The sequence below is a fragment of the Martinezella sp. CNPSo 3959 genome, assembly GCF_057784355.1.
Window position 1 is genome coordinate 443,860 of record NZ_JBXSOV010000002.1, and the last position, 25,828, is coordinate 469,687.

Consider the following 25,828-nt stretch of genomic DNA (forward strand, 5'->3'; position numbering starts at 1 on the left):
CTTCGTTTCCTTAAAAGGAGAGATCGGATTTCTGACCGCTATCGGAGCCCATGCCCTCTTTCAGCTTCATTCACGCCGCCGATCTGCATCTTGGCAGTCCGTTTCAGGGGCTGGCCTTGAAGGATGCCGCCGTCGCGGCGATCTTCGTCGAAGCGAGCCGCAAGGCGTTCTCGATGTTGGTGAGCTTGGCGATCGAAAAGCGCGTCGATTTCTTCGTCATTGCCGGCGACGTCTACGATGGTGACTGGAAGGACAACAAGATTGGCCTGTTCTTCAATCGCGAAATGGCGCGGCTGGAGCGGGCGGGTATCCCGGTCTATTTGCTGCGCGGCAATCACGATGCGGCAAGCGTCATCACCAAGACCATCACTCTGCCATCAAACGTCCATGAATTTCCGACCGGCAAGCCAGGCAGTGTCAGGCTGGAAGCACTGAAGGTGGCGCTGCACGGCCAGGGCTTTGCCGAACGCTCTGCCAATGACAATCTGGCGATCACATATCCGGCACCCGTCTCCGGCTGGTTCAACATCGGCATTCTGCATACCTCGCTCACCGGCCGCGAGCCGCATGCGCCCTATGCGCCGTGTTCCGTCGATGATCTGCGCTCGCGCGGCTATGATTACTGGGCGCTCGGCCATGTGCATGACTTTGAAGTGGTGGCGCAGGACCCGCTCGTCATTTTTCCCGGCAATCTGCAGGGCCGCAATATTCGCGAGCGCGGCGCCAAGGGCGCGGTGCTGGTGACAGTCGAAGACGGGCGGATCGATCATGAGCGTCTGATCGTCGATGAGGCGCGCTTTGCGCAAGTCGATATCGTCGTTGAACCGGAGGACGATCAGGCGGCGATCCTGCGTCATGTGGAGCAGGCGGTGCAGCCGATTGCCGATGAGATGGCGAGTCGCATGACCGCGCTGCGTGTGCGGCTTTCCGGCGTAACGCCGCTGCAGGGTGCGATCGCTGCCAACCGCCAGCAATGGCGCGACGAGGTGGAAGCCGCCTGTCATCGCGTGCATGAGGATATCTGGCTGGAAAAGCTGGAACTGCGGCTTGAGCCGCCGCCGGAAAGATCGGCGGAGGCGGACGGTGCGCTCGATCTGCGCCAGCTTTTGGCGGAGCACGCTGGCGATGCGGATATTGCGGCGGAGGCGGCCCGGTTGATCGATGAGATCGCCATGCGCCTGCCGGGCGGCCTCGGTGCTACCGATACCCCGCTTGATGACAGCAGCGAAACCCTCATCGAAGAGGCGCGGCAATTGCTGCTGGCGCGCGGGCAGGGGGCTGCCTGATGCGCTTCACCCGGCTCGATATCCTCCGTTACGGCGCGTTGACCGACCGCGTCATTGATTTTCGCGCCGATGCACGGCTGCATGTGATCTACGGTCCGAACGAGGCGGGTAAATCCTCGGCTTTAAGCGCGATCTCAGATCTTCTCTTCGGTTTCCCGGCCGCTGCCGAGCAAAGCTTCCTGCATGAGCCGAATACCCTGCGGATCGGCGCCGATCTCAGCGCGCGCGATGGCGCACGCTTAAGTTTTCGCCGCCGCCGTGGCCGCAAGGGAACGCTTCTCGCGCCCGATGACAAGGAGACGGCGCTGGCCGACGATGCGCTTGCGCCCTTCCTCGGCAATCTGAGCCGTGATGTCTTCGAGCGCGCCTTCGGCCTCGATTCACAGCGGCTGCGGCAGGGTGCGACTGCCATGCTGCGCAGCGGCGGCGAGATCGGCAGCCTGCTGTTTTCTGCAGCTTCCGGGCTTACCGGTCTGTCGCGCTTGCGCCAGTCGCTGGAAGCGGAGGCTGACGGCATCTATGCAGCCCGACGTTCGAAGGACCGCGGCTTCTACCAGGCTCTCGATCGCTATGAGGATGCCCGTAAGGCTGAGCGGGACAACGAGCTGAAATCCGGCGACTGGAAGAAGCTTCTTGCCGAGGCGTCCGAATTGGAAGCGGAGCTGGAGCGCCTGCAGGCGGAGCGCCGCGGCACGCGCGAGGCGCTGGACCGGCTGAAGCGGCTGAAGACTCTGCAGCCGTTGCTTGCCGAGATCGATGCGGAAGCCCTTGCACTCGACGGTCTTTCCGATCTCGCCGCCATACCGAACGGTTTCGCCGACCGGCTTGAACAGAAGCTGCGCGATAAACAGACGGGCGAAGAGGAACTGCGCCGTGCTCAACAAGCCGTTGTGCGTGCCGAGGAAGACCTCGCGCGTGTTCACGTCGATGAAGCGCTGCTCCAGATGTCGGGCGATATCACCCAGCTCTTTGCAGATACCGGCAACTACCGTGCTCAACGGCAGGACCTGCCGCGCGTCGATCAGGAACTCGCTGGCTACGACACGACGCTATCCCAGCTTGCGCGCCGTCTCGGTCTTGCCGAGGCCGAACTGGAGCGGCAGCAGCCGAGTGACATCGACCGCGCGCGCCTGTCCGAACTGGTGGACGAAGGCCGGCAGCTCGCGCGGCAGATGCAGTCCCTTGCCGAGCAAGCTGACAGCGAGCGCAGGCAGCTTACCGCGCTGGAGAGGGACAGCCTTAACGGACGACTGATCGATCCGAGACCTTATATTGACCAGCTTGAGGCTTTGGGCAGCGATCTCTCCGCCTTGGCTCGCCTTGATGGGCTGGAAACCCAGATACGCCGCACCGAGGCCGATCTTCACGAGGCGGCCGGACGGCTGCAGCCGCCGATCGGTGACATCGATGTATTGTTTTCTGTGCCGCTTCCGGAAGCGACGGAGATTACGGGACATCGCGATGCGATCGACGCCGCTCGATCGAAGGTGCGCGATGCCACCAGCAAGCTGCAGACTTATGATGAGCAGCTGGCGGAGATAGAGCGAATCCTCGCGGATGCCGAGCGCACCGGGCCGGTTGTTACGCGCGAACAGATCGTCGCCGAGCGCGAAAGCCGTGATGCCCAATGGTCCTCCATCCAGAAAAAATGGAAGGGCGGTGCGGCCCCGGAAGCGAAGATTCTAGCGGGATTGACCGTCAGTGTGGCCGAGGCGGACCGTCTGGCCGATGCCGCCCTGAGCGATGCGGATCGTGTCGCGCGCCACGCCGACTATCGTTTGCGGCAGGCGCGTCTGCTGCGGGAGCGGGAAGAGGCTTCTGGACGGCTGAAGAGCTGCGAGAAATCGCTGAAGGATGCCCAGGCAGCCTTCGCGGCGCTTTTTGAACCCTGTGGCGTCGATGCCCTCGATCCATCGACGATGCTGGAATGGCGCCGCGGAGTGGAGCTGCTGCGACGCGAGCGCAAGGCTTTGCGGGATTTAGTCGATCAACGGGATGAGAATGCACTGGCGGAAGGGCGGGTCTTGCCCGCCCTGCAGGATATCGTCGAGGCGACCGGCTACAAGAGCGGTCGCCTTCCGCCGGCCGCGATTGCGGAAGGCTTGCGCAAGCATCTGCGCCTTCTTTCGGAGCGCTGGAGCGAAAGCCGCACGCGGGAAGGCGAGATCGGGGCCGCGCGTGACCGGCTGGCTCGCTTCGACGATCAGCAACAGCTCTTGGAACGTCAGCAGGTCGCTTGGCACGGCGCCTTCGCCAAGGCCGTCGAACTGCTTCGGCTGCCGTCCGACACGACCCTGGAGATGGCGAATGTTGCCCTGAAAGCATGGCAGGAACTGCCCGACGTCCTGGCGGAGCGGGAGAACCGTCTACGCCGGGTTACCGGCATGCGCCGCGACATGGCCGATTTCGAGCGGCGGCTGGCGACGCTTGCCGCCAACAGCGGCTATGAGCTGGACCATCTGCCGCCGGATGCCTCTGCCGAGGCGCTGCATACCCGTGTCAACGCCATGCGCGGAGAGCTGAAAAAGCGCGACGGCCTCGAAGAGGAGCGGCAGCGCTGGCAGGGCATGGTAACACGCCAGGAGGCAGCGCTCGCCGCCGTTGCCGTCGAACTCGACCAGCTAACCGCGGATCTTCGCGGTGTCGACGATCTGCCTGCACTGCTCTTGCGGCTGCGCGAACGTGCGCGTCTCGCCGCACGGCTTGCCGAAAGCCGCGATCGATTCCGCCAGCAGGCTGACGGCAAGGCCGAAGACGAGCTTCGCGCCGAGCTCGCCGGCTTTGAGCGGGTTGCAGCCGATCTTGAAATTGAGCGGTTGACCGAGGAGGATCAGCGGCAGTTCGCCATGCATGGTGAGCTTTCGGCCCGGCTGGCTGAGAACCGCCGCCAACGACAGGCCCTGGAAACCGGCGTCAGCGCAGAATACGCGGTTTTCGAGAGGCTTGCGGCTGAGCAGGAGGCAAAAGACCTTGCGCGGCAATGGGTTGTCCTCAAGATCGCAGCGCGAATGCTGGCCGGCTCGATGGAAGCCTATCGCGAAAAGCAGGCCGATCCCGTCATCAGACGGGCGGGCGAGTTGTTCTCGCAGCTGACCGGCGGTCGTTTCTCCCGTCTTGTCGAAGCGCATGATGAAAGCGACACGCTACAATTGCTGGCCGAGCGTGCGGCAGGCGAGCGTGTGCCGCTTGACGGCTTGAGCGAGGGAACTGGCGATCAGCTTTATCTCGCGCTGCGGCTGGCATTCCTCGAAGATTATTCCGCTCGCAACGAGCCTGCGCCGCTAATCGTCGACGATATTTTCCAGACGTTCGACGACGAGCGCGTCAGCGCCGGTCTACAGGTGCTGGCTGCGACGGCCGATCGTTTCCAGACGATCCTGTTTACCCATGAGAAGAGCGTAGTCGAGCTCGCTAAGAGCGAGATCGGTCGGGGTCTCGATCTGATCCAGCTTTGACGAGGAACGGTCCCGGATCGGGCTATAGCTGTTCCAGCAAAAGTGCGAAGCGGTTTTACGTCCGGAACTGCGTAAAAACAAGAAGATAGAGCGTTTTCGCGATTCGAAGAAAAGCGGAAATGCTCTAAGACATCGACGGGATATGCAGGCGCGTAGGCACCACGATCTTGGGGTCTGATTTATCGCGGCCATAGGCCGGATTGAGTGCGCGATCGATGAAGCCCTGTGTGGCGTGCAGCCGGCGCAGGTTCTGCTTCTCCTGCTCGAAGCGCTTCTTTCGTTCGCCGGATTTGTCCGAGCCGCGCGACAGCGATTCATGGTGATAAAGGCAGGCAAAGGGCGTCCAGATAACGCGATATCCTGCCTTGTGCGCCCGCAGACAATAATCCACATCATTATAGGCGACCGCGAAATTCTCCTCGTCGAACAGGCCGATGTTGCGAAGGCAGTCACCCGAGATCAGCATCACGGCGCCAGTCACGCAGGTCATCGTATTGCGCACATGCAGCCGGTTCATCGGTCCGCCGAACTCCTTCGGCTTGTTCAAGTACCAGTGACCGGCAAGTCCGCCGAAGCCTATTACCACACCGGCATGCTGCATCTTGTCGTTCGAGAAGAGCAGTTTGGCGCCGACGATGCCGGCTCCGTCATAGGCAAGACAGGAAACCATCTCCTTCAGCCAGCCTGGTTCGATGACTTCGACGTCATTGTTGAGGATGAGGCAATGCTCGCCCGTCGCAGCGTTCAGGCCGCGATTGACCGAGCGTGAGAAATTGAAGGTTTCCCGATTGATGACGGCCGAAAAGCGAGGCTGGGTTTTGCGATAGTGCTCATAGAGATCGAGGACGGCTTGATCGGTGGAGCCATTGTCGACGACTAGGATTTCAAGATTGGGATAGTCTGTCTTTTCGAAGAGATCGCCGAGAATGCGCGAGATCAGATCGAAATTGTCCTTGCTCGGAATGATAACAGAGATTTTCGGCCATTCGTGGGGTGCATCGAAGACGACCCGATGCAAGGTCTTGGTGAGAGCGCCGTCAACAGAGACTGTCTGCCGCTGTCGTGCGAACCGTTCGGTCAGGGCCTTTCTGGCGTTGGCGGTTGCGGCATCCATGAATTTGCGTGAATAGGTCTTGCCGTTGCGGCGCCACCAGTACGCGGGATAGGGCAGGTGGAGAATGCTTTCTTCCGGGACGCCCTCCATGTAGCGCAGCAGCAGATCGTAATCCTGCGAGCCGTCGTAGCCGGTACGGAGATAACCGATTTCGCGAAGGCGGCTATGGCGATAGATGGAGAAGTGATTGATGTAATTGACGCCCGTCAACAGTACGGAATCATAGGCCGGTTTCAGCATGACGCCGATCGGCCTCAGGGTGTCGTCGACCACAAGTTCGTCCGTATAGAGAAAATTGGCATCCGGATTTTGCTCGAGCGTATGCCGGACGAGCTTGAAGGCATGCGGTGCAATGACATCGTCATGATCCAGAAAGGCGATCCATTGCCCCTTTGCATGGGACAGGCCGGCATTGGTCGCAGCAGCGATGCCGCCGTTGCGCTCGTTCAGCACGAGACGGACATTGTCCTTTGATTGCTGGCTCTGATACCACTGCCGCGTTTCCGGAGATGTCGAGCCATCATCGCTCAGGATGAGCTCGGCTCCCATTTCCCCCTGTGCTTCGAAGGATTTGACGAGATCATCCAGATAGCGCGGCGGAGCATTATAGACTGGTACTACTACACTGAGCCAGGTTCCCGCCGTCGCCGGTACCGATGTTGTCTCCAGTTCTGCGGCAAGCCTATAGCTCGCCTCGGCATATTGTATCGTCAGACTAGGAGCGCGTTGCCGCAAGCGCAGTCTGGGCAATTTCAGCCAATGCTGGGGCAGTCTGCCGAGATCGATACGTTTGGTTTGTCCCTCGCATCGGAGAAGCGTTGCAATATATCTTTCGGCTGCTTTTTCGGATGCAAAAGCCCTGGCGGCAAATTTGAACGATGTCGGAAAACTGGCTGGATCGGCACGCAGGGCGCAGATCGAGCCAACCGAGCCGATATCCGCGGTGATGACGAAGCAGTTTCCTTCCGGGAGGGAAACCGTATCCTTCTCGCGGAAACCATAACCGCGATTGATATAGAGTTTCGGATCTATGGGCTCGCTGGTCGCGGCCACATGGATGACGACCAGCTTCTTTCGCAAGGGCGAGAACCTGATCTCGAAAGCCGGATCATCCCCCAGGGATTTCCATAGGCCGAGATGGGCTTCAGCGGATATTTCCCGTTCAAGATCGGCGTTTGGTATGATTTTGAGTGTCATCGAAATATTGGTTTCATCCACATGCTGGAAGGAACATCGCCTGCCAAGTTCAATCTCTAGTCTGCGCCGCTGAGAGGCTCAAAACGAATGCCGGGAAATGTCGGGCTCGCGTGCTGCCGCATTTTCTCGATCGAGTATCGCGTAGCATCGCGGGCAGAGAGCCGGCGAGCGTGGTCGCCAACGAGCAGATCGATGGCAGCCATCCACTCTTCGGTGGTGTTGCCAATGTGAAGCTCGCCAGGGACGGCACATCGTTCGAAGGTGGGGCACCGGGAAAAGATGGCAGCCGCCTGAAGGCGGCTGATGTCGATCCGCTTGGTGTCGGAGCGACTCGCATTGGTCTTTCCCGACAGGAGAGGCGCCAAAGCGATGTCGGCTTGGTGATGCGTTGTCTTGGCGAGATAGGCTGGCCAGGGCAATGGCGGGATGATGGTTATTTTCGCCGGGTCGATCCCCTGCTGGCTCCAGCGTCGGGCGAGGGAGCCGGCGGCAAAAACCTCAAAATGAAGGTTGCCGTGTTTTTCCATTGCGGCCTTGATAATCGGCATCAGGAACTCGTGTTCCCGGCGATGCACGCCGGTGGCATGATAAACCATCTTCAGCGGCCGGACGCTTTCATTCCGGCTATTGATTGCGATGTCAGGCGCATCCGCCGGAAGGGGACGCAGAATCTCGATTCTATGGCTTTTCATCGCGAGCGCATTTGCCAGGGCATCGGTGGAGGTCCACACGTGAGTGAGCAGCCTGTTGATCCTTGGCAGCGGGCGGACCGCCAGTTTGATCAGCCTGAATTTATAGAGCCACCCTGCTTCGTTCCCGGCGACAACAGCCGGAATATCGTCGTCGACGAAATAAGCTACCCCGGCGAGGGTATCTCGCCGTTCCTCCAACCAGCGCAATTGCGACCGCTTGATGTAGCGGCAGATGATGACGAAGAGCCCATCGCTATCGATAGCATCAAGCGGATCGTCGAGATCCTTCGTGATGACCTCGATATGGCCAAGTGTTTTGGCGCGCTCGTCGAGATAATAGCTGAAGCTCGGATTGGGGTCGCGCGATAAGATGAGCAGGCGCCTTGCAACGCGCTCGCCATTCTGTGGCGGCGTTCCGAAGGGTCTCGGTCTTGGGAGCAGTTGGTAGAGGAGGTCGCGTAAAACTTGCATGAGTTTCCGCGCGACTATGCCAGACGATTTCGAAGATTGGCGAGAATGCCGAAAACCGCACCCCAGGCAAGAAGCGTCGCACCAAAGATGCCTGCGATCCAGAGCGCCCGCTGCGGGTACTCGGCTTCATCGGGCAGGCTGGGCGCCAGGAAGGTATCGAGGTAAAGAAGCTGCTGCTTGCTGACGAACTTGACCTGCTCCAGCGTCTTCATGCTCGTGGCGAATTGCTGCTCGGCAAGGCTCTGTTCCAGTTCGCGCTGTGACATATCGACGGAAACATCCGCAAGATTCTGTTCGGATTTGTTCTGCCCGGCGACTTGGCTGTTCAGCTGATCGATCTGCTTCTGCCTGCTGTCGATCTCGCGTTTGAGCACGCGCATTTGCGGGGCATCGGCGGAGACCGTTCCAAGAAGCGCATCATATTTCTGCTGAAGATCTATTCTTTCCTTCTGAACGGACGAGATCAGGTTCGTGATAACGGTCGACGATCCCTCGACGCTGAGGACGCCGGTCTGGTTGCGCGCAATCAAAAGCTTGTCCCGCGCTTTCTGCAGCTGATCCTTTGCATTGTCCAGGTTCGCCTGAGCGGTCGCTATGACGTCCCGCCAGATACGGGTGTTGACATCGTTGACCACGACTTCGGACGCCGCCACGACCTGATGTAGCACCTTCTGGGCATCGGCTGCCGTGAAAGCGCGCGCTTTGACCGTCACGATACCGCTATTCGCATCGATCTTGACCGAGACCATGTCTTCCCAATAATCGAGCAGCTTTTCAGAACTCGCGTCTTTTTTCAGGCGCGCGATCCGGTCGATCGAGTCGTTCCCATAGATCTTTTGAAAATCGACCTTTTCCTCAAGGGCGGCAACCATGTCCTTGCTCTTGATGAAATTGGTGACGATCAGGGTATTTTGCACGATCTGTGCCGGCGGCAAACCGGTCACCTTGGTGATCTGATTGCCCCCGAGTGCTGGCGTAGACGTGCGGACAGTAAAACGCGTTTCGGATTGATACTGATCGGATGCGACGCAGGTGAAGTAATAGACCGAAGCAATATTGGGGATGACAAGCAGCAGAACGGTCGATGCCAGGATGGCCTTGCTGATGACCTGCTGCATCGGGCGAGGCCGCAGGCCAACGGCCTTGAACAGCTGGCTTCGTCTCGATGTCGAGAAACGCAATTTCCGCGCTGCTACCGACAGATTCGCGGCCACATTGCGGCTATGCTCCGTCGCGCTGAGCTGAAGCGCTTTTGGCGCGTTTTCGGTATCATGAGCCATATTTGGGCCTTGCCGTCGATCCCTGGTCTTCTAGCGGTTCAATCTATAATAGGATTCTATAGCCTGCTCTACCTTATCGAAGGCGATAAGTCTGCCGTCGACAAGTACCATCCCTCTGTCGCAATGCGTATTGATCATGCTCATGCTGTGCGAGATCATGATGATGTCGGAATTCTTGCGCCTGTTCTCGAATGCGACGCGGCAGCGTTCCTGGAAGCGTGCATCACCAACAGCAAGAACTTCGTCGACCAGATAGCACTCGAACTCGATCGCCATCGAGAGGCCGAATGCCAATCGTGCGCCCATGCCCGAGGAGTAGGTGCGCACGGGTGCATCGATATAATCGCCGAGTTCGGCGAATTCTTCGACAAAGCGGGAAACACGCCGCACGTCCTCGCCATAGGCGCGCGCGACGAAATGAACATTGGCTCGCCCCGTCATGAGAGGATTGAAGCCGCTGCTCAAGCCCAGAGGCCAAGACACCCGTACATTCTTGCTGATCCTGCCGGAGTTCGGCAGCATGGTGCCGGCGATCATGCGCATTGTCGTCGATTTCCCCGCGCCGTTTACGCCGAGCAAGCCATAGGAATAGCCGGACTCGAACTCGCAGCTCACCCGATCGAGAATGACCTTCTTGCCGCTTTGCGTCTTGAAGAATTTCGAGACGTTCTTGAAGCTGATCATTCTGCTTCTCCCCTCATATCCGGTGATCCTCTACGGATGCCCAGATAAGGGAAAGCGTCGCCCAGGTGACAATAAGTGCAAGCAATATGATCAATGGCGTACTGACGCGACGTGGAAATATCGACTCGTCCGGCAGCACGGGTTTAACGAAGACGGCAAGGTACAGTGTCTTTCGCAGAGCTTCGGCAAGCACGGCGTCATAATTCTTCTGCGAGCTTTCATAGAGTTTTTCCGCGATCATGCGATCGGTTTCCAGCCTGGAATACTCCAGCAAGGATTTTGCAAGGCTGGCATTCTCGGGCCCCGTCAGCGCCGATTTCATCTTCTCGATCTGCGTATCGAGGCTCTCTCTGGCGAGATTGAGCTGCTGATAGGTCGGAGAATTCTGGGCGTTGGATTGCCGCATGACGAAGAGGCGCGTTTCGAATTCAAGCTTCTGGGCCAGCAGACCCGTTAGAATCGCGCCGCTGTTCTTGGCCTGTGTCTGCGGGCTAAGAAGGCCGGATGCGTTTTGAAACTGATTGAGGGCGATCAACGTGTCGCCATAGGCTTTGCCGCTCTTCTGGACGTCGGCCTTCATGCTTTGCACGATGTCGTTGCGCGCCCTTTCCGAAAGCTCGTTGATGAGCTTTTCGCTTTCCTCGATAATCGCGTCTGCAAGCTTGACGGAATCGTCCGGGGAGAAGGTTCTGACCTTCAGCGTTATGATGCCGGAAGTCACATCGATATAAGCGGTGACGTGATCGTTCCAGTATTTCAGAAACTCTTCGTCGGATCGAGATGAACCAAATCGCGACATGAAATCCGCATCCTGCCGGATAAACATGGAGCGATAGTCGATCTTCTTTCCGATTCGATTGAGGATTTCGGTGGAGTGAATGAAGCTGGTGACGACATAGGCATCTTGTGACGCCGAGCGCATGTTGAGAGCGCTGGTGGCTCCGCCGGGATCACTGGCATCGCTGGTATCGCCTGTTCCCGACACGGCCCGCACGGCGAAACGCGCTTCCGCTACATATTGATCCGAAGCAATGAAGGCATAATAGACCGAGCTTGCCAGGAAAGGCAGGATGACGAGCAGGATAAAGCTGATAAGCCTCAGGGGCGGCTTGCCCCCCGACCGTGTTTCGGGCTCGTTGCCATCATGCACCGGTATATATTCGATCTCCTCGAGATCTGTGCGCGCACGCTGCGCCGGCAGCTTGCGCCGAAACAGCGAAGGCAGGATTTGCCGGCTCGTTCTTACCCGCGGAGAGTCCTGAACTATCGCGTCTTCAATGATTGGCTTCGGCATGTCGGCTTGCAATCGTTTCTGGCAATTGAGGCGCGGTCGGTTTCATCGCCTGACGCACATAGTGATCGAAAATCAAATCTTCTTCGAGCATGAGCTCCGCAATATGCAATGAACGCAACCGTGCCGCAACGTCCTCGAGGGTGCTGTGTCTGGGTGGCAACGGAAAATCACCAACCGAAATCCCGATGAGCTCGCTGACCGCCTGCTGAAAATAAAGGCTGTCCGTATCGAAACCGACAACGGCAAAACGTGAGAGAAGGTCGATCGCAGTGGCGACGTCGCTGCGCGTCACCGTCTGTTCCGGTATGGTCGTGGCCAATTGCCGGGTGACCGGGGATACCAGAACGTTTCTGACGCTTTGAGGGGCCTTCTTCAGAGCTGCCTTGAGAGAGGCTTCGTTTTCAAGGCTTACCTCGGCAAAATGCTCCGCAGCAGGTGCCAGGATGATCTTGTCGCGATCGCCGAAGAAGGAAATCTGAGTTTTCGCCATTCGTTTCAGAAGGAATATCCGCAGCGCAAGTTCGTAATAGGGATCGGTCAGCAGAACGATGGCCTTGAATCCCTTGTCGAGGAATTCTTCATAATTGCGCATCAACAGCCGGCCGCTAAGATAGATCGACTGGATGGCGTTCAAATGAAAGGCTTGGAGGGTCGTTTCGTGACCGAAGCGCTCGACGGAGGAAAGCTCATATTGAAAGTTGCGGCCACAATAGTAGTCGAATTTGACCATTGGCAGCAGCTGCGTCTCAAGCCTTACAATCTTTAACGGAATCGTGCTCGATACCTGCGGCCGGCGGTAGATCAGCAGCCCCGACTTGGCGTCATGGATCATCAGCGATGTGCGCTCAGCCAGATCGGGAATGGTCGTCGTATCGAGCTTGAACCCGACATGGCCGTTTTCATGCCGCCCTGCATCGATGACCGCCTGCTTAATTTGATCGCAAGGCAATATCATCAACTCGCTGTTGGCATCGGATATCCTAATATATGCCTTCTCAGAAAAACCGTCGGGGACCAGATAGCCCTCAAGCAAATCACCTCGATCATATTCGATACTAAAGAGCATGGATGTTTTCCGGCGCTTCCATGTATTGCATGGCTGTAGTCGTTCAACCATCGAAACGCTTTAAATTAATTACAAATCGGTAATGCGTCCCACTCGTCGATATCATCGATATGGATTCTCATAGCGTCCAGGCTGTCACACGTCGCATTCAATGGAAAAATACTGGTGTAATACTTTAGATTCTGTCTGAAATTGGACATCCTAAACATCTCTAATCTTGAGCGTAGACATCCCACAATCAGTTCATTCTTCCGGGATTGTAATCATGAAGCGCTCGGCATGTTCCCACACTACTACGTTGATTTCTTGTTCGGCAATCAGCAACCAATCGATGTCCTTGGACCATAGAAATACAACCGTTTCGAAAATTGCTGAAAGCACATATGTGACGCCTTCAGTAAAGGAATAGCTGTCGCCAAATACAGCGACCCGCCGCTTGTCCGGTGCGTTTTCGTTTTGCAGCTTATAATAAGTACCATTGAAGCGACCCGTACGCTCAGGCTTTTCATTATATTCTTTTCTAACGCCGTTCTGATCGAGACGTAAGGTATCCTCGGTAATCGATGTGTTGAAGAAATGCACCAATAGATCTCGGGGTCTATTGCATCGTGTAACCGCAAGTTTAAGTTGCTTAAGAGGGGGCGTGTGGCCGATTTCCTCAAGTAGTGCCTGCATGGCAATGCAGCATCCGAAGACACTCCAATGTGAATCGTGACGCGAATAGACTGGCGCGATCGCTTCCGCTTGGCGCAATTCCTGTTCTGGGTAGAGCAAGCTCGCATCCTGCCTCAGGCTTGCGAGCAGCCGGCGCATCGGCCGCGCTGCGCCTACTAGTCCAGACTCGATTCCCGGCCAGCGCTTGTGAGAAAGCAATACCTGCTTCTCGGGGATAACAAAATTGACGAGTTGCACTCCTTCGTGTTCCGCTCGCTTTCGACGCATCTTAAAAAGCTTTTCCCATTTCCTTGCCCAACCTAGGTCGAGCCGCGCCTTCCCGAGAAACTGCTTTTCCCATTCGTTTGCACCGTCGCCAATAAACAGGTAGCTGTCGGCGCCAACGATTGCGACATTATTGGCGGTTGCAACTCCATAGTTCAGGATATCAACTGGATTCTCTTTGCGATTTGCTTCGATATAGGTTTCGCAATATGCGATGCTTGCTAGGTCAAGGAACGTAGACTCATCCAGATCCGGCAATACGGAGGCGGCATTGAGATCAAGCTGTGGCAGAAGGGCGCTGATAGCATTTTGATGAGCCGGTTTGCCCTGCTCGTACTGATCGAATATTTCGAGGGGACTTTTCGAGGCTTTCTTTTGTGAACGCTTTGAAAAACCAAGCATTAATATGCACCCTTTATTTTCATCGGCATCCCGCCGAGCTGGAGAGTTACGGGATCGTTCCGCTGTCCTACCACAGCTCCCAAGCCGTCTCTCGCCCCTGAAGTATATTTTTGCGGCAATTTGCAAGCGACGATAGACAATCGAAGATTGTTGGAATGTCTCGCTGACGGCAGAAACTTAGCAAGCTCCGATTGTTGTGGTTTGTCGTCTTCTGCGTGAGTTGCCGGTCTGAACTCAGTTCTTTTATAGGCAAGATGCATCCTATGGAAAGCGGCATAAATGCGATTCAGCGAAACTTCAATGTTATCCATGAGGTGACCCCTCTGCTAATGCCGTTGCTTAACGGGTCCTGTTTGCTTTTCAGAAAATTTTAATTTTAAATCTTCAAAAATACTCGCCCAAATTGCTTCAAGTCTCCTTGACCCCTATAAATCGGAGCTGGTCGGGCGATTCTTGAGGGCCGGGTGTGTTCATATGGGCGCATCTGATTTTTTTGGTTGCATTTCCGCTATTTGGGCTTGTTGACGCGTGCCCGTTATGCTTTTCAAGGCGTCGATAGATTTGATGCATTCCATGTCGATGTATGCCATCAGGTAATCACGGCAGCTAGTTGTTTGAGGTTTTCAATTGTTTCGTATTGGCGCCGTGATTTGTTGCGTGGTTCTTGCGGGGTGCAATTCCGTCTCAAGTGAAGGACCTTTGGCTGGCGCCATTGTAAAGGACGCCGGCCAATCCAGCGCCGAACTGGGTCGCAGAAATGCTGCGGTGTTCGATATCGTTGACATCGACAGCCGCAGCGCGCGTCTGGTTTCCGATTATGTTTCATCCACACTCAATCGCCGTTTTGGTATGGGTGGTGGTATTGGCGCCGTCGTTATCGGTGTCGGCGATGCATTGAAGATCACGATTTTCGAAGCTGGCGCCGATGGCCTGTTTTCGACGGCGCAATCAAAGCAGGTATCGCTCGATGTCGTCGTGCAGCCGGATGGCACGGCAGCAATTCCTTATGCCGGCTCGGTTCGATTTGCGGGCAAGACGCTTGATCAGGCTCGCAAGGCAATCCTGGCGGCGCTGGCGACCAAGGCCGTCGAGCCGGATGTTATCGTAACGAGCATGGGCACGCCGTCGCGTACCGTCACGGTTTCGGGCGCCGTTGGCCGTCCCTCCATGGTTCCGCTCGATCTGACCAAGGAAAAGATTACCGAAGTCATCGCCAAGGCCGGGGGGCCTTCAACGCAACCTTATGAAACCTATGTAACGCTGGTTCGCGGCAGCCGGACGGGAACGGTTCTGCTGAAGTCCATCATTGAGCACCCGTCGGAAGATATCTATGTCCAGCCGGGCGATCAGATATTCCTCGTCCGCGATCCGAGGACCTTCACTCTGCTTGGATCTGTCCGCGGAGACGGCCGCCTCGAATTTGGAGCAAACGATCTGAACCTGCTTGAGGCCGTTGCGCTGGGTCACGGCGCGATCGACGATTCGAGCAATGCGAAAGGCTTCTTCCTGTTCCGCTACGAGGAGCCTGAAATCGCCAAAGCTCTGCTCGGCCCTGCTCGTTTCGAGGGTTTGCTGCGTAAGGGAATGGTTCCGGATGCCAAGGGACGCTATCCGATCGTCTATCGCTTCGACATGTCCAATCCCGATAGCCTGATCGTAGGGCAGACTTTCCCGGTAAAAAGCCGCGACGTCATCTATGTATCGCGTCATCCTTCCGTCGACATCAGGAAGTTCTTGAATCTTATCGGCACGCCGCTTGGTATTGCATCCCAGGGAGCGGCAACGGCAGCAAATCTAGGGCAATAGTCGCGAGAAACGGAACGACGATGGCTTGACTTAGCCTATTCGCTGATCGATGCCGACATCTGTATGATTTTGACGGATCGTGCCTTGTCGATAACGGAAATTCATCGCGAACTGATTTAGTGAAAGAACTGCAACCACCGCAAGCAAGAATTGCGATTTCTGGCTTGAATTGAAAGCTTAACTGATCGCATATTGCATCGGTTGGTGCGCTGCCGCATACATGCTGCGCGCGCAAATTGTTGTCGTTGAAAAACGCGGGCAATACTAGCGTGAGTAGTTAATATTGGTCAGTTTGGTGCATTTCTTCGAATATTGCTGAGAGATCATGACAGTTGAGATTATCGGACGCGCAAGCATTGCCCCTGGGGCGGGTTCTATCGATGAACTGCAGCTCGTACTAAAGGAGGGGCGTTGCACCGTAAGCCGTATACCTGAGGAGCGCTGGGATCTTGCGCGCTTTTGGCATCCGGCTGTGGGCATCCAGGGAAAAACTTACAGTTTTGCAGCCGGCGTCTTCGAGAATGTCTACGCCTTTGATCCTGCGGTTTTCGGCCTTTCCCAGCGTGAAGCGATGCAGATGGATCCGCAGCAGCGCATCCTTCTCAATGTTGTCTGGCGAGCTTTGGAAGATGCAAACCTGCCGATCGATGGGTTCGAAGGCCAGCGCGTGGGCGTCTATGTCGGCGCATCCTCTCTTGAGTATGGCAATCTGACGCTGGAAGACCCCGCCTCGGGTAGCCCGTATTTCATGACTGGAAACACGCTTTCCATCGTTTCCAACCGCATCTCGCACATATTCGGATTGCGCGGACCGAGCATGACGATCGACACGGCTTGTTCGTCGTCGCTGGTAGCGCTCGACCAGGCGGTGAAGGCCCTCGAAAACGGAGAGATCGATACCGCGATCGTCGGGGGCATCAATATTCTGCTCAACCCCATGTCCTTCGTGGGCTTCGCGCAGGCGCGCATGCTGTCGCCGGAAGGGCTCTGCCGCGCCTATGACGACAACGGTCGCGGTTACGTTCGCGCAGAAGGTGGTGCGGCGATCGTATTGCGCCGGACGGACGTTGCGCTACGCGAGAAGGACCGCAGCTATGCCAGGATACATGCCGTAGGCGTCAATTCTTCGGGACGCACCAACGGCATCTCCATGCCGTCGCGCGAGGCGCAAGCCGCCTTGCTTCAGTCGATCTATGAAGGGCGCAATATCGACGTCAATCGCATCGCCTTCATCGAAGGGCATGGAACGGGAACGAAGGTCGGCGATCCTGCCGAAATCTGGGCGATCGGCGAAGTCATAGGGCGCAATCGGCGCGCGCCTGTGCCGATCGGCTCGATCAAGACGAATATTGGCCATACCGAACCGGCATCCGGCCTTTTCGGGCTGTTGAAGGCCGTGATTGCGCTCGAAAATAATTTCTTACCGGCCTCATTGCATTTCGACCACCCGAATGAGTCTATCGACTTCGAGGGCCTGAACGTTCGGGTCAATACATCAACGATCGAGCTTCTTCCGGCCAAGCAGGCACGCTTTGCCGGGATCAATTCCTTCGGCTTCGGCGGAACGAACGCTCACGTCGTCATCAGTGACCCCGATCCGATCGCACCGCCCGAACCGTCAATCCGAGGCGAGGGGGTCGTTTTCGCCGTCAGCGCTCACACGGCCTCGGCTCTTTCGGCGCTGCTCGAAGACTACAGGACCCGTCTTGAAACTGCCGAGCCCAAGGAAGCGCGTCAGATCGTTGCTTCTGCCGCTGCCAATCGCGAACCCATGCGTCATCGTTTCGCAGCCCGCGCAAAAGACAGTGCAGCCGTGCTTGCTGCGATCGATGCGCATCTTGCAGGGAGAAATTCGGCTGGCGAGGCTGGCGAAGCTCCGGCTCAAGCCACCAAGATCGCCTTCGTCTTTTCCGGCAACGGCGCGCAATGGGCGGGAATGGGCATCGGCGCCTATCAGGAAAACCGCCATTTCCGGCAATGCTTTCAGTCCTTCAGCGCTCTCTTTGAATATTATCTCGGCGAGAAGCTGACCGATGTTCTGGTCGCCTCTGATCTTGCCGTCCGCCTGGCAGATACCAAGATCGCGCAGCCGCTGCTATTCGCGATCCAGGCCTCCCTCTCGGATTGTCTCTGGTCGATGGGCGTCAAGCCGGATGCGGTCTTCGGCCACTCGGTCGGCGAAATCGCGGCCGCCTACGCAGCCAAGGTGCTGACTGCTGCCGAGGCGGTTGCAATCGTCGCGAAGCGTTCGCTGCATCAGGATCTTCTTGCCGGTGAGGGTAAGATGGCCGCCGTTGTGCTTGGCGAGGATGCAGCGCTGGCTTTTGCGAAAGCCAGGGGCCTGGACAATATATGTATCGCGGCCGTCAACGCGCCGAATTCGGTAACGATCTCCGGTCCTGCCGATGAGATAGAGGCCTACAGGGACGCCGCGCGTAAATCTCAGATCGTCGCGCATATTCTCGATATCAACTATCCATTCCACCATCCCATTATCGACCGTGCTAGGGAGGCGTTTTTCGCAGACCTGCCTGATCTCGCGCCGGATAGCGGCACTGGGACCTTCATCTCGACGGTAACAGGCGAACTGCGCGATGGGCGCCTGCTGGATACACAATATTGGTGGCGCAATGTTCGCGATCCCGTGCTTTTCAAGGCTGGCTGTCAGGTCGCCCTGGCAATGGGCTGCAACCTCTTTATAGAAATTTCACCGCGCCCGATCCTGTCGAACTATGTCGCGGAGATCGCAAAACAGGCATCGGTTCAGGCAATCGCAATACCGACTTTGTTGCGCGAGGCCCCCATTGATGGCCATGATCCGGTCTCACAGTCATTTGCACGGGCGGTTGCCAATGGTGCGCCTGCGCTACGCACGCGCAACAGCGCCACGCGCAACGCCTTCGTCAAGCTGCCGCCCCTGCCTTTCGAGCCGGTGGAGCTTCGTGCTCATGCGACGACGGACGAGATCGATATTTTCGGTCGCGACCGCAAAAGCCCGTATACGTTGCTTGGCTGGCGCGCCGATCTCAATGGTACGAATTGGAAGAACCATCTCGACGCCCGCCTTTTTCCAGACCTCGCCGAACATGTGGTGGATGGCAAGGCAATCCTGCCCGGCAGCGGCTTTATCGAAATCGCGGTAACGGCTGCGCAGCGTTATTACGGGACTGATGAAGTCGAAATCGGCAATCTCGAAATCTTCCGGCCGCTCGAATTGTCTCAGGACCGGATGGTCGAATTGTCCACCATTCTGTCACCCGAGACGGGAGATCTCGAAATCCGGTCGCGCGAGCGCCTCAGCCATGACGAATGGACAGTGCATGCGGTCGGACGTTGCCGCAAGCCGCTGGCAGCTGAGATGGATAGCAAGGCCGCCGCGCGATCGAGCGGGGACCGTAAATCCGTATTGACGTCCGAGGTGGCCTACGAAACCGCGGAACGTTTCGGATTGCATTACGGCCCACATTTCCAACTTCTGTCGAAAGCCGTGGCGTCTGGTCATCATGCGATCGAAGTGGACCTGAAGACGGCTGCCTCACCGTCTCATCCCTTCGCCAGCTATAATCTCAACCCTATGTCGGTCGACGCGGCCTTTCACGGTCTCGTCGCATTGTTCGATCAATTTTCCGGCGACGAAACCGGCGCTCCCTATATTCCCGTTCACTTTGGCACCGTGAGAGCTTTCGGCAAGGAAAGATCGATCGTCAAAGCCTTCATTGAGATCGAGCGTTTCAGCGCGAATTCGATCAAGGCCCGTTTCACCTTGTTCGATGCGAAGGGTAGCGCGGTTGCCGTTCTTGACGATTGTCGTTTCCGGCGCACACAGCTGCGCCGCAGGGCAACGCTCGATTCCGTTGCATTTCATTATGAGAGCGTACCTTCGGCTCTTTTCGCTGGCGCGCACAAATCGGGCGCTAACGTAGGGCAGATTCCGTCGTACGGCAGTTCCGGCGAGAGCCATGCGCTCAACAATGCAAGCCTTCTTCTTGAAGCCGCAGTCTATCGCGCCTGCTACGATATCGCACTAAAGGTTGCGGACCGTAACGGCGCCGTCGCATTTTCCGGCCTTCCCGGCGATGCCGAATTCCGGTCTTTCCTCGTCAATTGCCTCTACATTCTGGAGGATGCCGGCATCGCGGAGACGGGAGGCGGCAAGTGGCACGTTCCCCTGGAGCCGACACTGCCGCCTGTGGCTGAGCTGCTGCAGGAAATCTATCGTGAGGACGCTGGGCGCGTGGCCGAAAGTGTTCTCGTTGGCGATGCCTATCGCGAGACGCTCGAACATCTGGCGACGATACGGCCGCACGTGTTGGAGCGTGAGCCTGTTGCCCAGGGGGCAAACATTCCGGGTGGAGCGATTCTGGAGCATGTCCTTGTTCATTCGCCCTTGAGCGAACGGCGGCTTGCGATGCTTGCGGAAGCATTGACATCCGCCATCGAGGCTGATGCCGGCGCGATCGCACACGTTTTGGAAGTCGGCTCGGTTTCGGCCGCTTTCAGCCGAAAACTGGCGACGATCACCGCAGCAGCGGGCGCATGTCTGGTGATTGCCGAGCCGCGTGAGCAGGCGCGCCGAGCACTGGAGATCGCATTCGAACGCGATGCGCATGTCATCGTCACCGATCCGGCCAAACAGACGGATCGCTATGTCGCGGACCTCGTGGTCGCCTCCGGCGATCAGAGCCAGTACCTGATGCTCCACAATGACGATATCAAGCGGGCTGTCCGGACGGTTGCTGCCTGCGGCGCGCGGTTGTTGTTGGTCGATCGTGCGCCGAGCGCTTTCAATGATTTCGTCTTCGGCCTCTCCGAAGGCTGGTTTGCCGATAGCCCGTCGCCGGAATTCCCTGTTGGGCGGCTCGGCACGCCGCAGCAGATCGCCGAGCTCGTGGGGAGCTTGGGCTTTGCCAAGCCTCTGATCCATGAGCAGGTATTCCCCGAGGGAGCGTTGATAGCGGTATCGGCTGTATCTGAACGGCAACTGGAAACAGCTGCCATCGTAGAGACCGCCGAGCCAATCCTGATCTTGTCGGAGCAGGGCAAGAAGGGTCTTGGCAAGCTGGGTGAGAATGCAAAGGTCATCGATCTCAGTGCGTTGTCGCCAGATATTGCCGGCTCTCTCGATCCGGTCAACCGGAGAACCAGCCGGATCGTGTATCTTGCCGGCGTGAAACGCGGCGATGCGGCGGAACTTTCACTATCACGTCTCTCGATCTTCACCGAACTGGCGAACCTGCTGTCGCAGCACGGCGATGGAGCACGGCCTCGACTGGTGATCTTGGCGCCGGGCGGTTCTCCGCTGTCGGCTCGCCCCGTCGATGACGCGAATGCCGGTCTGTGGGCTTTGGGCCGCGTTCTTCAAAACGAATATGATGCCTTTGACGTCCATCTGCTGGATGCCGAGGCGGATGACGGGCGAGTGTTTTCCGCAGTTGATACCCTTATGACGGCGGACACGGATAACAGGGAATGGTTCATGGATCGCGCGACCGGAAAGGTCCGGGAGATCAGAGCTGCCGCAGGTCCCTTTGATGCCGTCGAAGCAAGCCGCCGGGATTTTGCCGCGGCGATGATCCGGCAACATGTGGGCGGTCGTCTGGATAGCGTCGTCTGGGAGGAAGTAGGCCTTCCTGTGCCTGACGAGAGGGAGATTGTCGTCGCCGTCGAAGCGACCGGCCTCAATTTCCGCGACGTCATGTGGGCTATGGGGCTCTTGCCGGAGGAGGCGCTGGAAGACGGCTTTGCCGGTGCCACTATTGGCATGGAATTCGCTGGGCGAATTCTTGCCGTTGGCGATGCCGTCGACGATCTCAAGCCGGGTGACAAGGTGATGGGGATCGGGCCTGCTGCGTTCTCGACCCATGTCCGTGTTCACCGCGATGGAGTGACGAAGCTCCCCGAACGGATGGACACCGTTGCGGCTGCAACCGTGCCTGTAGCTTTTCTGACCGCCTATTATGCGATGGTCGAGCTTGGGCGCATTCAGCCGGGTGAAACCATACTGATTCATGGAGCTGCCGGCGGCGTCGGTCTGGCGGCGCTCCAGATTGCCAAGCTTAAGGGTGCCAGGGTGATCGCCACCGCCGGCACGGTCGAGAAGCGTGGCTTCCTCGAAATGCTCGGCGCCGATCATGTGCTTGATTCCCGCTCTCTGGATTTCGTTTCCGGCGTGCGGCGGCTTACGGATGGCGAGGGTGTCGATCTTGTCCTCAATTCGCTCTTTTCCGAAGCGATGGAGCGAAGCATCGAGCTGGTCAAGCCATTTGGCCGCTTCCTGGAGCTCGGCAAGCGCGACTATTATTCCGACCGTAAGATCGGTCTGCGTCCGTTCCGGCGCAATGTCAGCTATTTCGGTATCGATGCGGATCAGCTTCTGGTCAACGTACCCGATCTCACTCGGCGCATCTTCAGGGAGATCGGTCAGCTTTTCGCTGAGGAAAAGCTGACGCCGCTGCCATATCGTGCCTTCGCTTATGACGAGATCGGCAATGCCTTCCGGCTGATGCAGAATGCCGGCCATATCGGCAAAATCGTGGTGCGGCCGCCGGTCGCGGGTGTTGACAGTGTCTTGCGCGCACCCGTGAAATCCCTGCGTGTCGATGGCAAGGGTGTTTTCCTGATCGCGGGCGGTATTGGCGGCTTCGGGCTGTCCGCCGCCGATTGGCTCGTTTCGAAGGGCGCGCGCCGCATAGCGCTATGCTCACGTCGCGGCATTGCCGACGCTGAAACGAAGCAGGCGATAGCAGATTGGACAAAGCGGGGTGTCGTTACGACGCTGCATGCCTGCGATATCACCGATGCCGCCGCGGTCGAGACGCTGCTTGCCTCGCTTCGCACCGAAGGGGCATTGAAAGGCGTCATTCACGCAGCCATGGTCCTGGACGACGCACTCCTTGCCAACCTGACGCCGGAACGCAATCGCCCCGTTCTCGAGGTAAAGATCCGTGGCGCGGAAAATCTGGATCGTCTGACGCGAGATGACAGGCTGGAACTCTTCCTGCTGTTCTCCTCGGCAACGACCATGCTCGGCAATCCCGGTCAGGCTAACTATGTGATGGCCAATGGCTATCTGGAGGGCCTGGCGCGCTCACGTCGGGCCGCAGGTAGGCCCGCACTCGCCGTCGGCTTCGGCGCGATCGCCGACAAGGGCTTCCTTGCTCGCAACATCGAGGTCAATGATCTGCTCTCCAAGCGTATCGGAAAGGCGGCGTTGAAGGCACGCGACGCGCTGGAACAGGTCGAGCGTTATATGCTCGCGGACAGAGGGGATGTCGATGCGGCGACGGTCATGATCGCCGAGATCGATTGGAATGCCGCTCGTCTGCTGCCGATTGCCGGACGTTCTCTGTTCGAGCCGCTGATGCGCCATGCAGGCAGCCATCAGGCCCTCAACGACGGAGATAGCATCGATCTCAGGGACCTGATCAGCGGGAAATCGGAAGAAGAGGCTCAGGCCGCTCTGCATGCGCTTGTCGCGGCAGAGATTGCCGCTATCCTGCGCGTGACCGAAGACACGGTGACGCCCGACAAGGTTTTGAAGGATATCGGCCTCGATAGCCTGATGGCTATGGAGCTCGGCATGAGCTTCCAGCAGAAAACCGGCTTCGATATTCCTTTGAGCGGCGTAGGCGAGGGGACGACGGTGGGCGATGTCGTCAGTCGTTTGCGTGATCGGGTCATGAATCGCAACGGCGATAATGCTGCTAGTGACATGGCCGGAGACGAGGTGGTCGAGCGCCTGGCGCGCAGCCATGCCGCAGAACACGAAAAAAGGGCTGTGCAGTGACCTATGATGGCGAACAGGCGGAGCAGAAGAAAAGCAAGCTGCTTGAGCAGATGCGCCGTGTCGGCGAATCCTCCGGCCGCAATCGGACCGAAAGGCTGAACCGGCAGCCACAGTCACAACCGCGTCAGGCGACCCGTTTCGAGGATCTGCCTGAATATAAGCGTGTCGCAACGCAGCGCATGGCAGGTGAGCTGCTCGGCGTCGCCAATCCATTCTATCGGTCGCATGATGCCGCCGCCGGCGCGACGACGCGCATTGGCGGGCGCGAATTTGTCAATTTTGCCTCCTATGATTATCTGGCGACCAATACGGACCCGCATGTCGCCAAGCGCGCCAAGGAGGCGATCGACCGCTTCGGAATCTCGGCGTCGGCCAGTCGTCTCGTCGCAGGCGAGCGACCCGATCATGTGGAACTCGAGCGCAGGCTTGCCAAGGTCTATGGCGTCGATGCCGCCGTCTGCTTCGTCAGCGGCTATCTGACCAATGTTGCCGCGATCGGCTGTCTGATGGGGCCACAGGATCTCGTGATCCACGATGAATTCATTCACAACAGCGCGCTTGCAGGCATCAAGCTTTCCGGTGCCGCCCGCCGGCTGTTCCAGCATAATGATGTCGATAGCCTCGAGAATATCCTGAAGACGCTGTCGTCGGATTTCCGGCGCATTCTGGTCATCGTCGAAGGCATCTATTCGATGGATGGTGATATCGCCAACCTGCCCGCGCTGCTGGAGCTCAAGGCGCGCTATGGTTTCTGGCTGATGGTCGACGAGGCGCATGCGCTCGGCATTCTCGGCAGGACGGGCCGCGGCACATTCGAGCACTTCGATCTTGATCCGCGTGATGTCGATATCTGGATGGGCACGCTCTCGAAGACGACGTCGAGCTGCGGCGGCTATATTGCCGGCACGCGTGCGCTTGCCGATATTCTGAAGGCGGAAGCAGGCGGTTTCGTCTATAGCGTCGGCCTTTCGCCCGTTCTAGCCGCCGCCGCCATCGCTGGCCTCGATATCCTCAAGTCTGAACCGGAGCGAACCGAGCGGCTTAGGCGCAACGGCCATCTGTTTCTCGACGAGGCAAAGGCGGCTGGCCTCGATACCGGCCTCAGCGTGGGGCACTCGGTCGTGCCCGTGATCGTCGGCGATTCGCTTCGGGCGGCGCAGCTTTCCAACGACTTGCACGCCCAAGGCATCAATGTGCTGCCCATCATCCATCCGGCGGTGCCCGAGGGCATGGCACGCCTTCGTTTCTTCATCACCTGCAATCATACCGAGGAGCAAATCCGGCGTGCGGTCAGGCTGACAGCGGAAAAACTCAAGAGCTTGAAGGACCGCAATTTCGGTCTTGCCTCGCTGGATATGGAGAAGATGATGCAACTGCTGCCCATGGCTCAAACTCCAGGCGGCTCTTAAGTTTCGGGGCGATCGTCTCATGCACGTTATCGTCACGGGAGGTTCAAGCGGAATTGGTCTGGCGATAGCGAAGCTTTATGCGACCCAAGGGGCTCGGGTTTCGCTTCTTGCTCGCGATACCGGGCGCCTCGAAGAGGCGCGCGTCGAAATCGCGATGCTTCCCGGTGTCGACAGTGCCTTTATCCGGACGGCTTCCGTTGATGTGGCCTCTGCCGAACAGACTACCGAGGTGGTAAGGCTTTGCGAGGCGTCCTTCGGCCCTTGCGATATTCTTGTCGCTTCCGCGGGTATCGTCGAGCCCCGTACCTTCGATGCAATGCCCGCGTCGGTTTTCGATCAGCAGATCTCCATCAATCTCCTCGGGACGGCCAACGTGGTCCGTGCCGTCTACGTCGGCATGAAAAGCCGGCGCGGCGGCCGGATCATGATGATTTCTTCGGGTGCCGCCTTGATCGGTATCTTTGGCTATAGCGCTTATTGCGCATCCAAATCGGCGCTGGCGGGCTTTGCCGAGGCTTTGAGCGCGGAAGCCGGCGCTTGGGGCGTGCAGATTTCGATCTGCTTCCCGCCCGATACGATGACGCCGCAATATGCCCGGGAAATCGCGTTAAGGCCGCGCGAAGCGGAGATTTTGATGGGGGCCGTCAAGCCGTGGAGTGCGGAGGAGGTCGCAGCAAGAATCGTCCGTGGGATGGATCGCGGCAGGCAGAAGATTCACTTCGGGTTTTCGCTGACGGCGCTGGCTTACTTCGGACCCCTGATAAAACCATTGCTGTTATGGTGGTTTTCACGCAAGGCGCGAAAAATATTTGGTGACGAGGCGGATAGCGGTCTTGCCGATACCGGCAAGCAGAGCTTTGATCGCGATAAGTAATACAAAACAGGCGCAGGAGTTGCACCGCCAGCGAAACACGTGCAAGAGAAGGTAAGTCAGGGGTATTGGCGGC

At 57.9% G+C, this 25,828-nt stretch carries 14 protein-coding genes; 7 read left to right on the forward strand and 7 right to left on the reverse strand.

The window, feature by feature from the left end; translation table 11 throughout:
- The first annotated feature begins 50 nt into the window (after positions 1 to 50).
- On the forward strand, positions 51 to 1,286 hold the full coding sequence (locus tag AC13RE_RS10140) for a metallophosphoesterase family protein (protein WP_488562819.1): 1,236 nt from the start codon (positions 51 to 53) through the stop codon (positions 1,284 to 1,286).
- The gene (locus AC13RE_RS10145) at positions 1,286 to 4,741 is read left to right on the forward strand and encodes an ATP-binding protein (protein WP_488562820.1); all 3,456 of its coding nucleotides are present in this window, start codon (positions 1,286 to 1,288) and stop codon (positions 4,739 to 4,741) included. Before AC13RE_RS10140 ends, AC13RE_RS10145 begins: the two co-directional genes overlap by 1 nt.
- 124 nt (positions 4,742 to 4,865) lie before the next feature.
- Here the strand turns inward: AC13RE_RS10145 and AC13RE_RS10150 are convergent, their stop codons facing one another.
- The gene (locus tag AC13RE_RS10150) at positions 4,866 to 7,052 is read right to left on the reverse strand and encodes a glycosyltransferase family 2 protein (protein WP_488562821.1); all 2,187 of its coding nucleotides are present in this window, start codon (positions 7,050 to 7,052) and stop codon (positions 4,866 to 4,868) included.
- Positions 7,053 to 7,162: 110 nt separating this feature from the next.
- Between AC13RE_RS10150 and AC13RE_RS10155 the strand changes: the two genes are divergently transcribed.
- Positions 7,163 to 8,113 carry a hypothetical protein gene (locus AC13RE_RS10155; RefSeq protein WP_488562822.1) on the forward strand — a complete coding sequence of 317 codons (951 nt, stop codon included), beginning with the start codon at positions 7,163 to 7,165 and terminating at the stop codon, positions 8,111 to 8,113.
- Positions 8,114 to 8,229: 116 nt separating this feature from the next.
- On the opposite strand, the gene AC13RE_RS10160 is transcribed toward AC13RE_RS10155, so the two are convergent.
- From AC13RE_RS10160 to AC13RE_RS10185, 6 genes are all read right to left on the reverse strand, one after another.
- Positions 8,230 to 9,495 carry a KpsE/RkpR family capsule polysaccharide export protein gene (locus AC13RE_RS10160; RefSeq protein WP_488562823.1) on the reverse strand — a complete coding sequence of 422 codons (1,266 nt, stop codon included), beginning with the start codon at positions 9,493 to 9,495 and terminating at the stop codon, positions 8,230 to 8,232.
- A gap of 30 nt (positions 9,496 to 9,525) precedes the next feature.
- On the reverse strand, positions 9,526 to 10,179 hold the full coding sequence (locus AC13RE_RS10165; protein ID WP_106997543.1) for an ABC transporter ATP-binding protein: 654 nt from the start codon (positions 10,177 to 10,179) through the stop codon (positions 9,526 to 9,528).
- A gap of 13 nt (positions 10,180 to 10,192) precedes the next feature.
- Positions 10,193 to 11,473, reverse strand: coding sequence for a KpsE/RkpR family capsule polysaccharide export protein (locus AC13RE_RS10170; RefSeq protein WP_488562824.1), 1,281 nt, complete (start codon positions 11,471 to 11,473; stop codon positions 10,193 to 10,195).
- On the reverse strand, positions 11,454 to 12,539 hold the full coding sequence (locus AC13RE_RS10175; RefSeq protein ID WP_488562825.1) for a hypothetical protein: 1,086 nt from the start codon (positions 12,537 to 12,539) through the stop codon (positions 11,454 to 11,456). The genes AC13RE_RS10170 and AC13RE_RS10175 overlap by 20 nt, the downstream gene beginning before the upstream one ends.
- 243 nt (positions 12,540 to 12,782) lie before the next feature.
- A complete protein-coding gene (locus AC13RE_RS10180) occupies positions 12,783 to 13,880 on the reverse strand; it encodes an alginate O-acetyltransferase AlgX-related protein (protein WP_488562826.1) in 1,098 nt (365 codons plus the stop codon).
- Positions 13,880 to 14,191, reverse strand: coding sequence for a hypothetical protein (locus AC13RE_RS10185; protein WP_488562827.1), 312 nt, complete (start codon positions 14,189 to 14,191; stop codon positions 13,880 to 13,882). Before AC13RE_RS10185 ends, AC13RE_RS10180 begins: the two co-directional genes overlap by 1 nt.
- Positions 14,192 to 14,507: 316 nt before the next feature.
- Between AC13RE_RS10185 and AC13RE_RS10190 the strand changes: the two genes are divergently transcribed.
- From AC13RE_RS10190 to AC13RE_RS10205, 4 genes are all read left to right on the forward strand, one after another.
- On the forward strand, positions 14,508 to 15,686 hold the full coding sequence (locus AC13RE_RS10190; protein ID WP_488562828.1) for a polysaccharide biosynthesis/export family protein: 1,179 nt from the start codon (positions 14,508 to 14,510) through the stop codon (positions 15,684 to 15,686).
- A gap of 325 nt (positions 15,687 to 16,011) precedes the next feature.
- Complete coding sequence (locus AC13RE_RS10195) at positions 16,012 to 23,472, forward strand: type I polyketide synthase (RefSeq protein WP_488562829.1); 7,461 nt, start codon at positions 16,012 to 16,014, stop codon at positions 23,470 to 23,472.
- 50 nt (positions 23,473 to 23,522) lie between these two features.
- Positions 23,523 to 24,881, forward strand: coding sequence for an aminotransferase class I/II-fold pyridoxal phosphate-dependent enzyme (locus AC13RE_RS10200; RefSeq protein WP_488562884.1), 1,359 nt, complete (start codon positions 23,523 to 23,525; stop codon positions 24,879 to 24,881).
- A gap of 19 nt (positions 24,882 to 24,900) precedes the next feature.
- Positions 24,901 to 25,755 (forward strand): SDR family oxidoreductase, encoded by an 855-nt coding sequence (locus tag AC13RE_RS10205; protein WP_488562830.1) that lies wholly within the window; start codon positions 24,901 to 24,903, stop codon positions 25,753 to 25,755.
- Positions 25,756 to 25,828 lie beyond the last annotated feature (73 nt).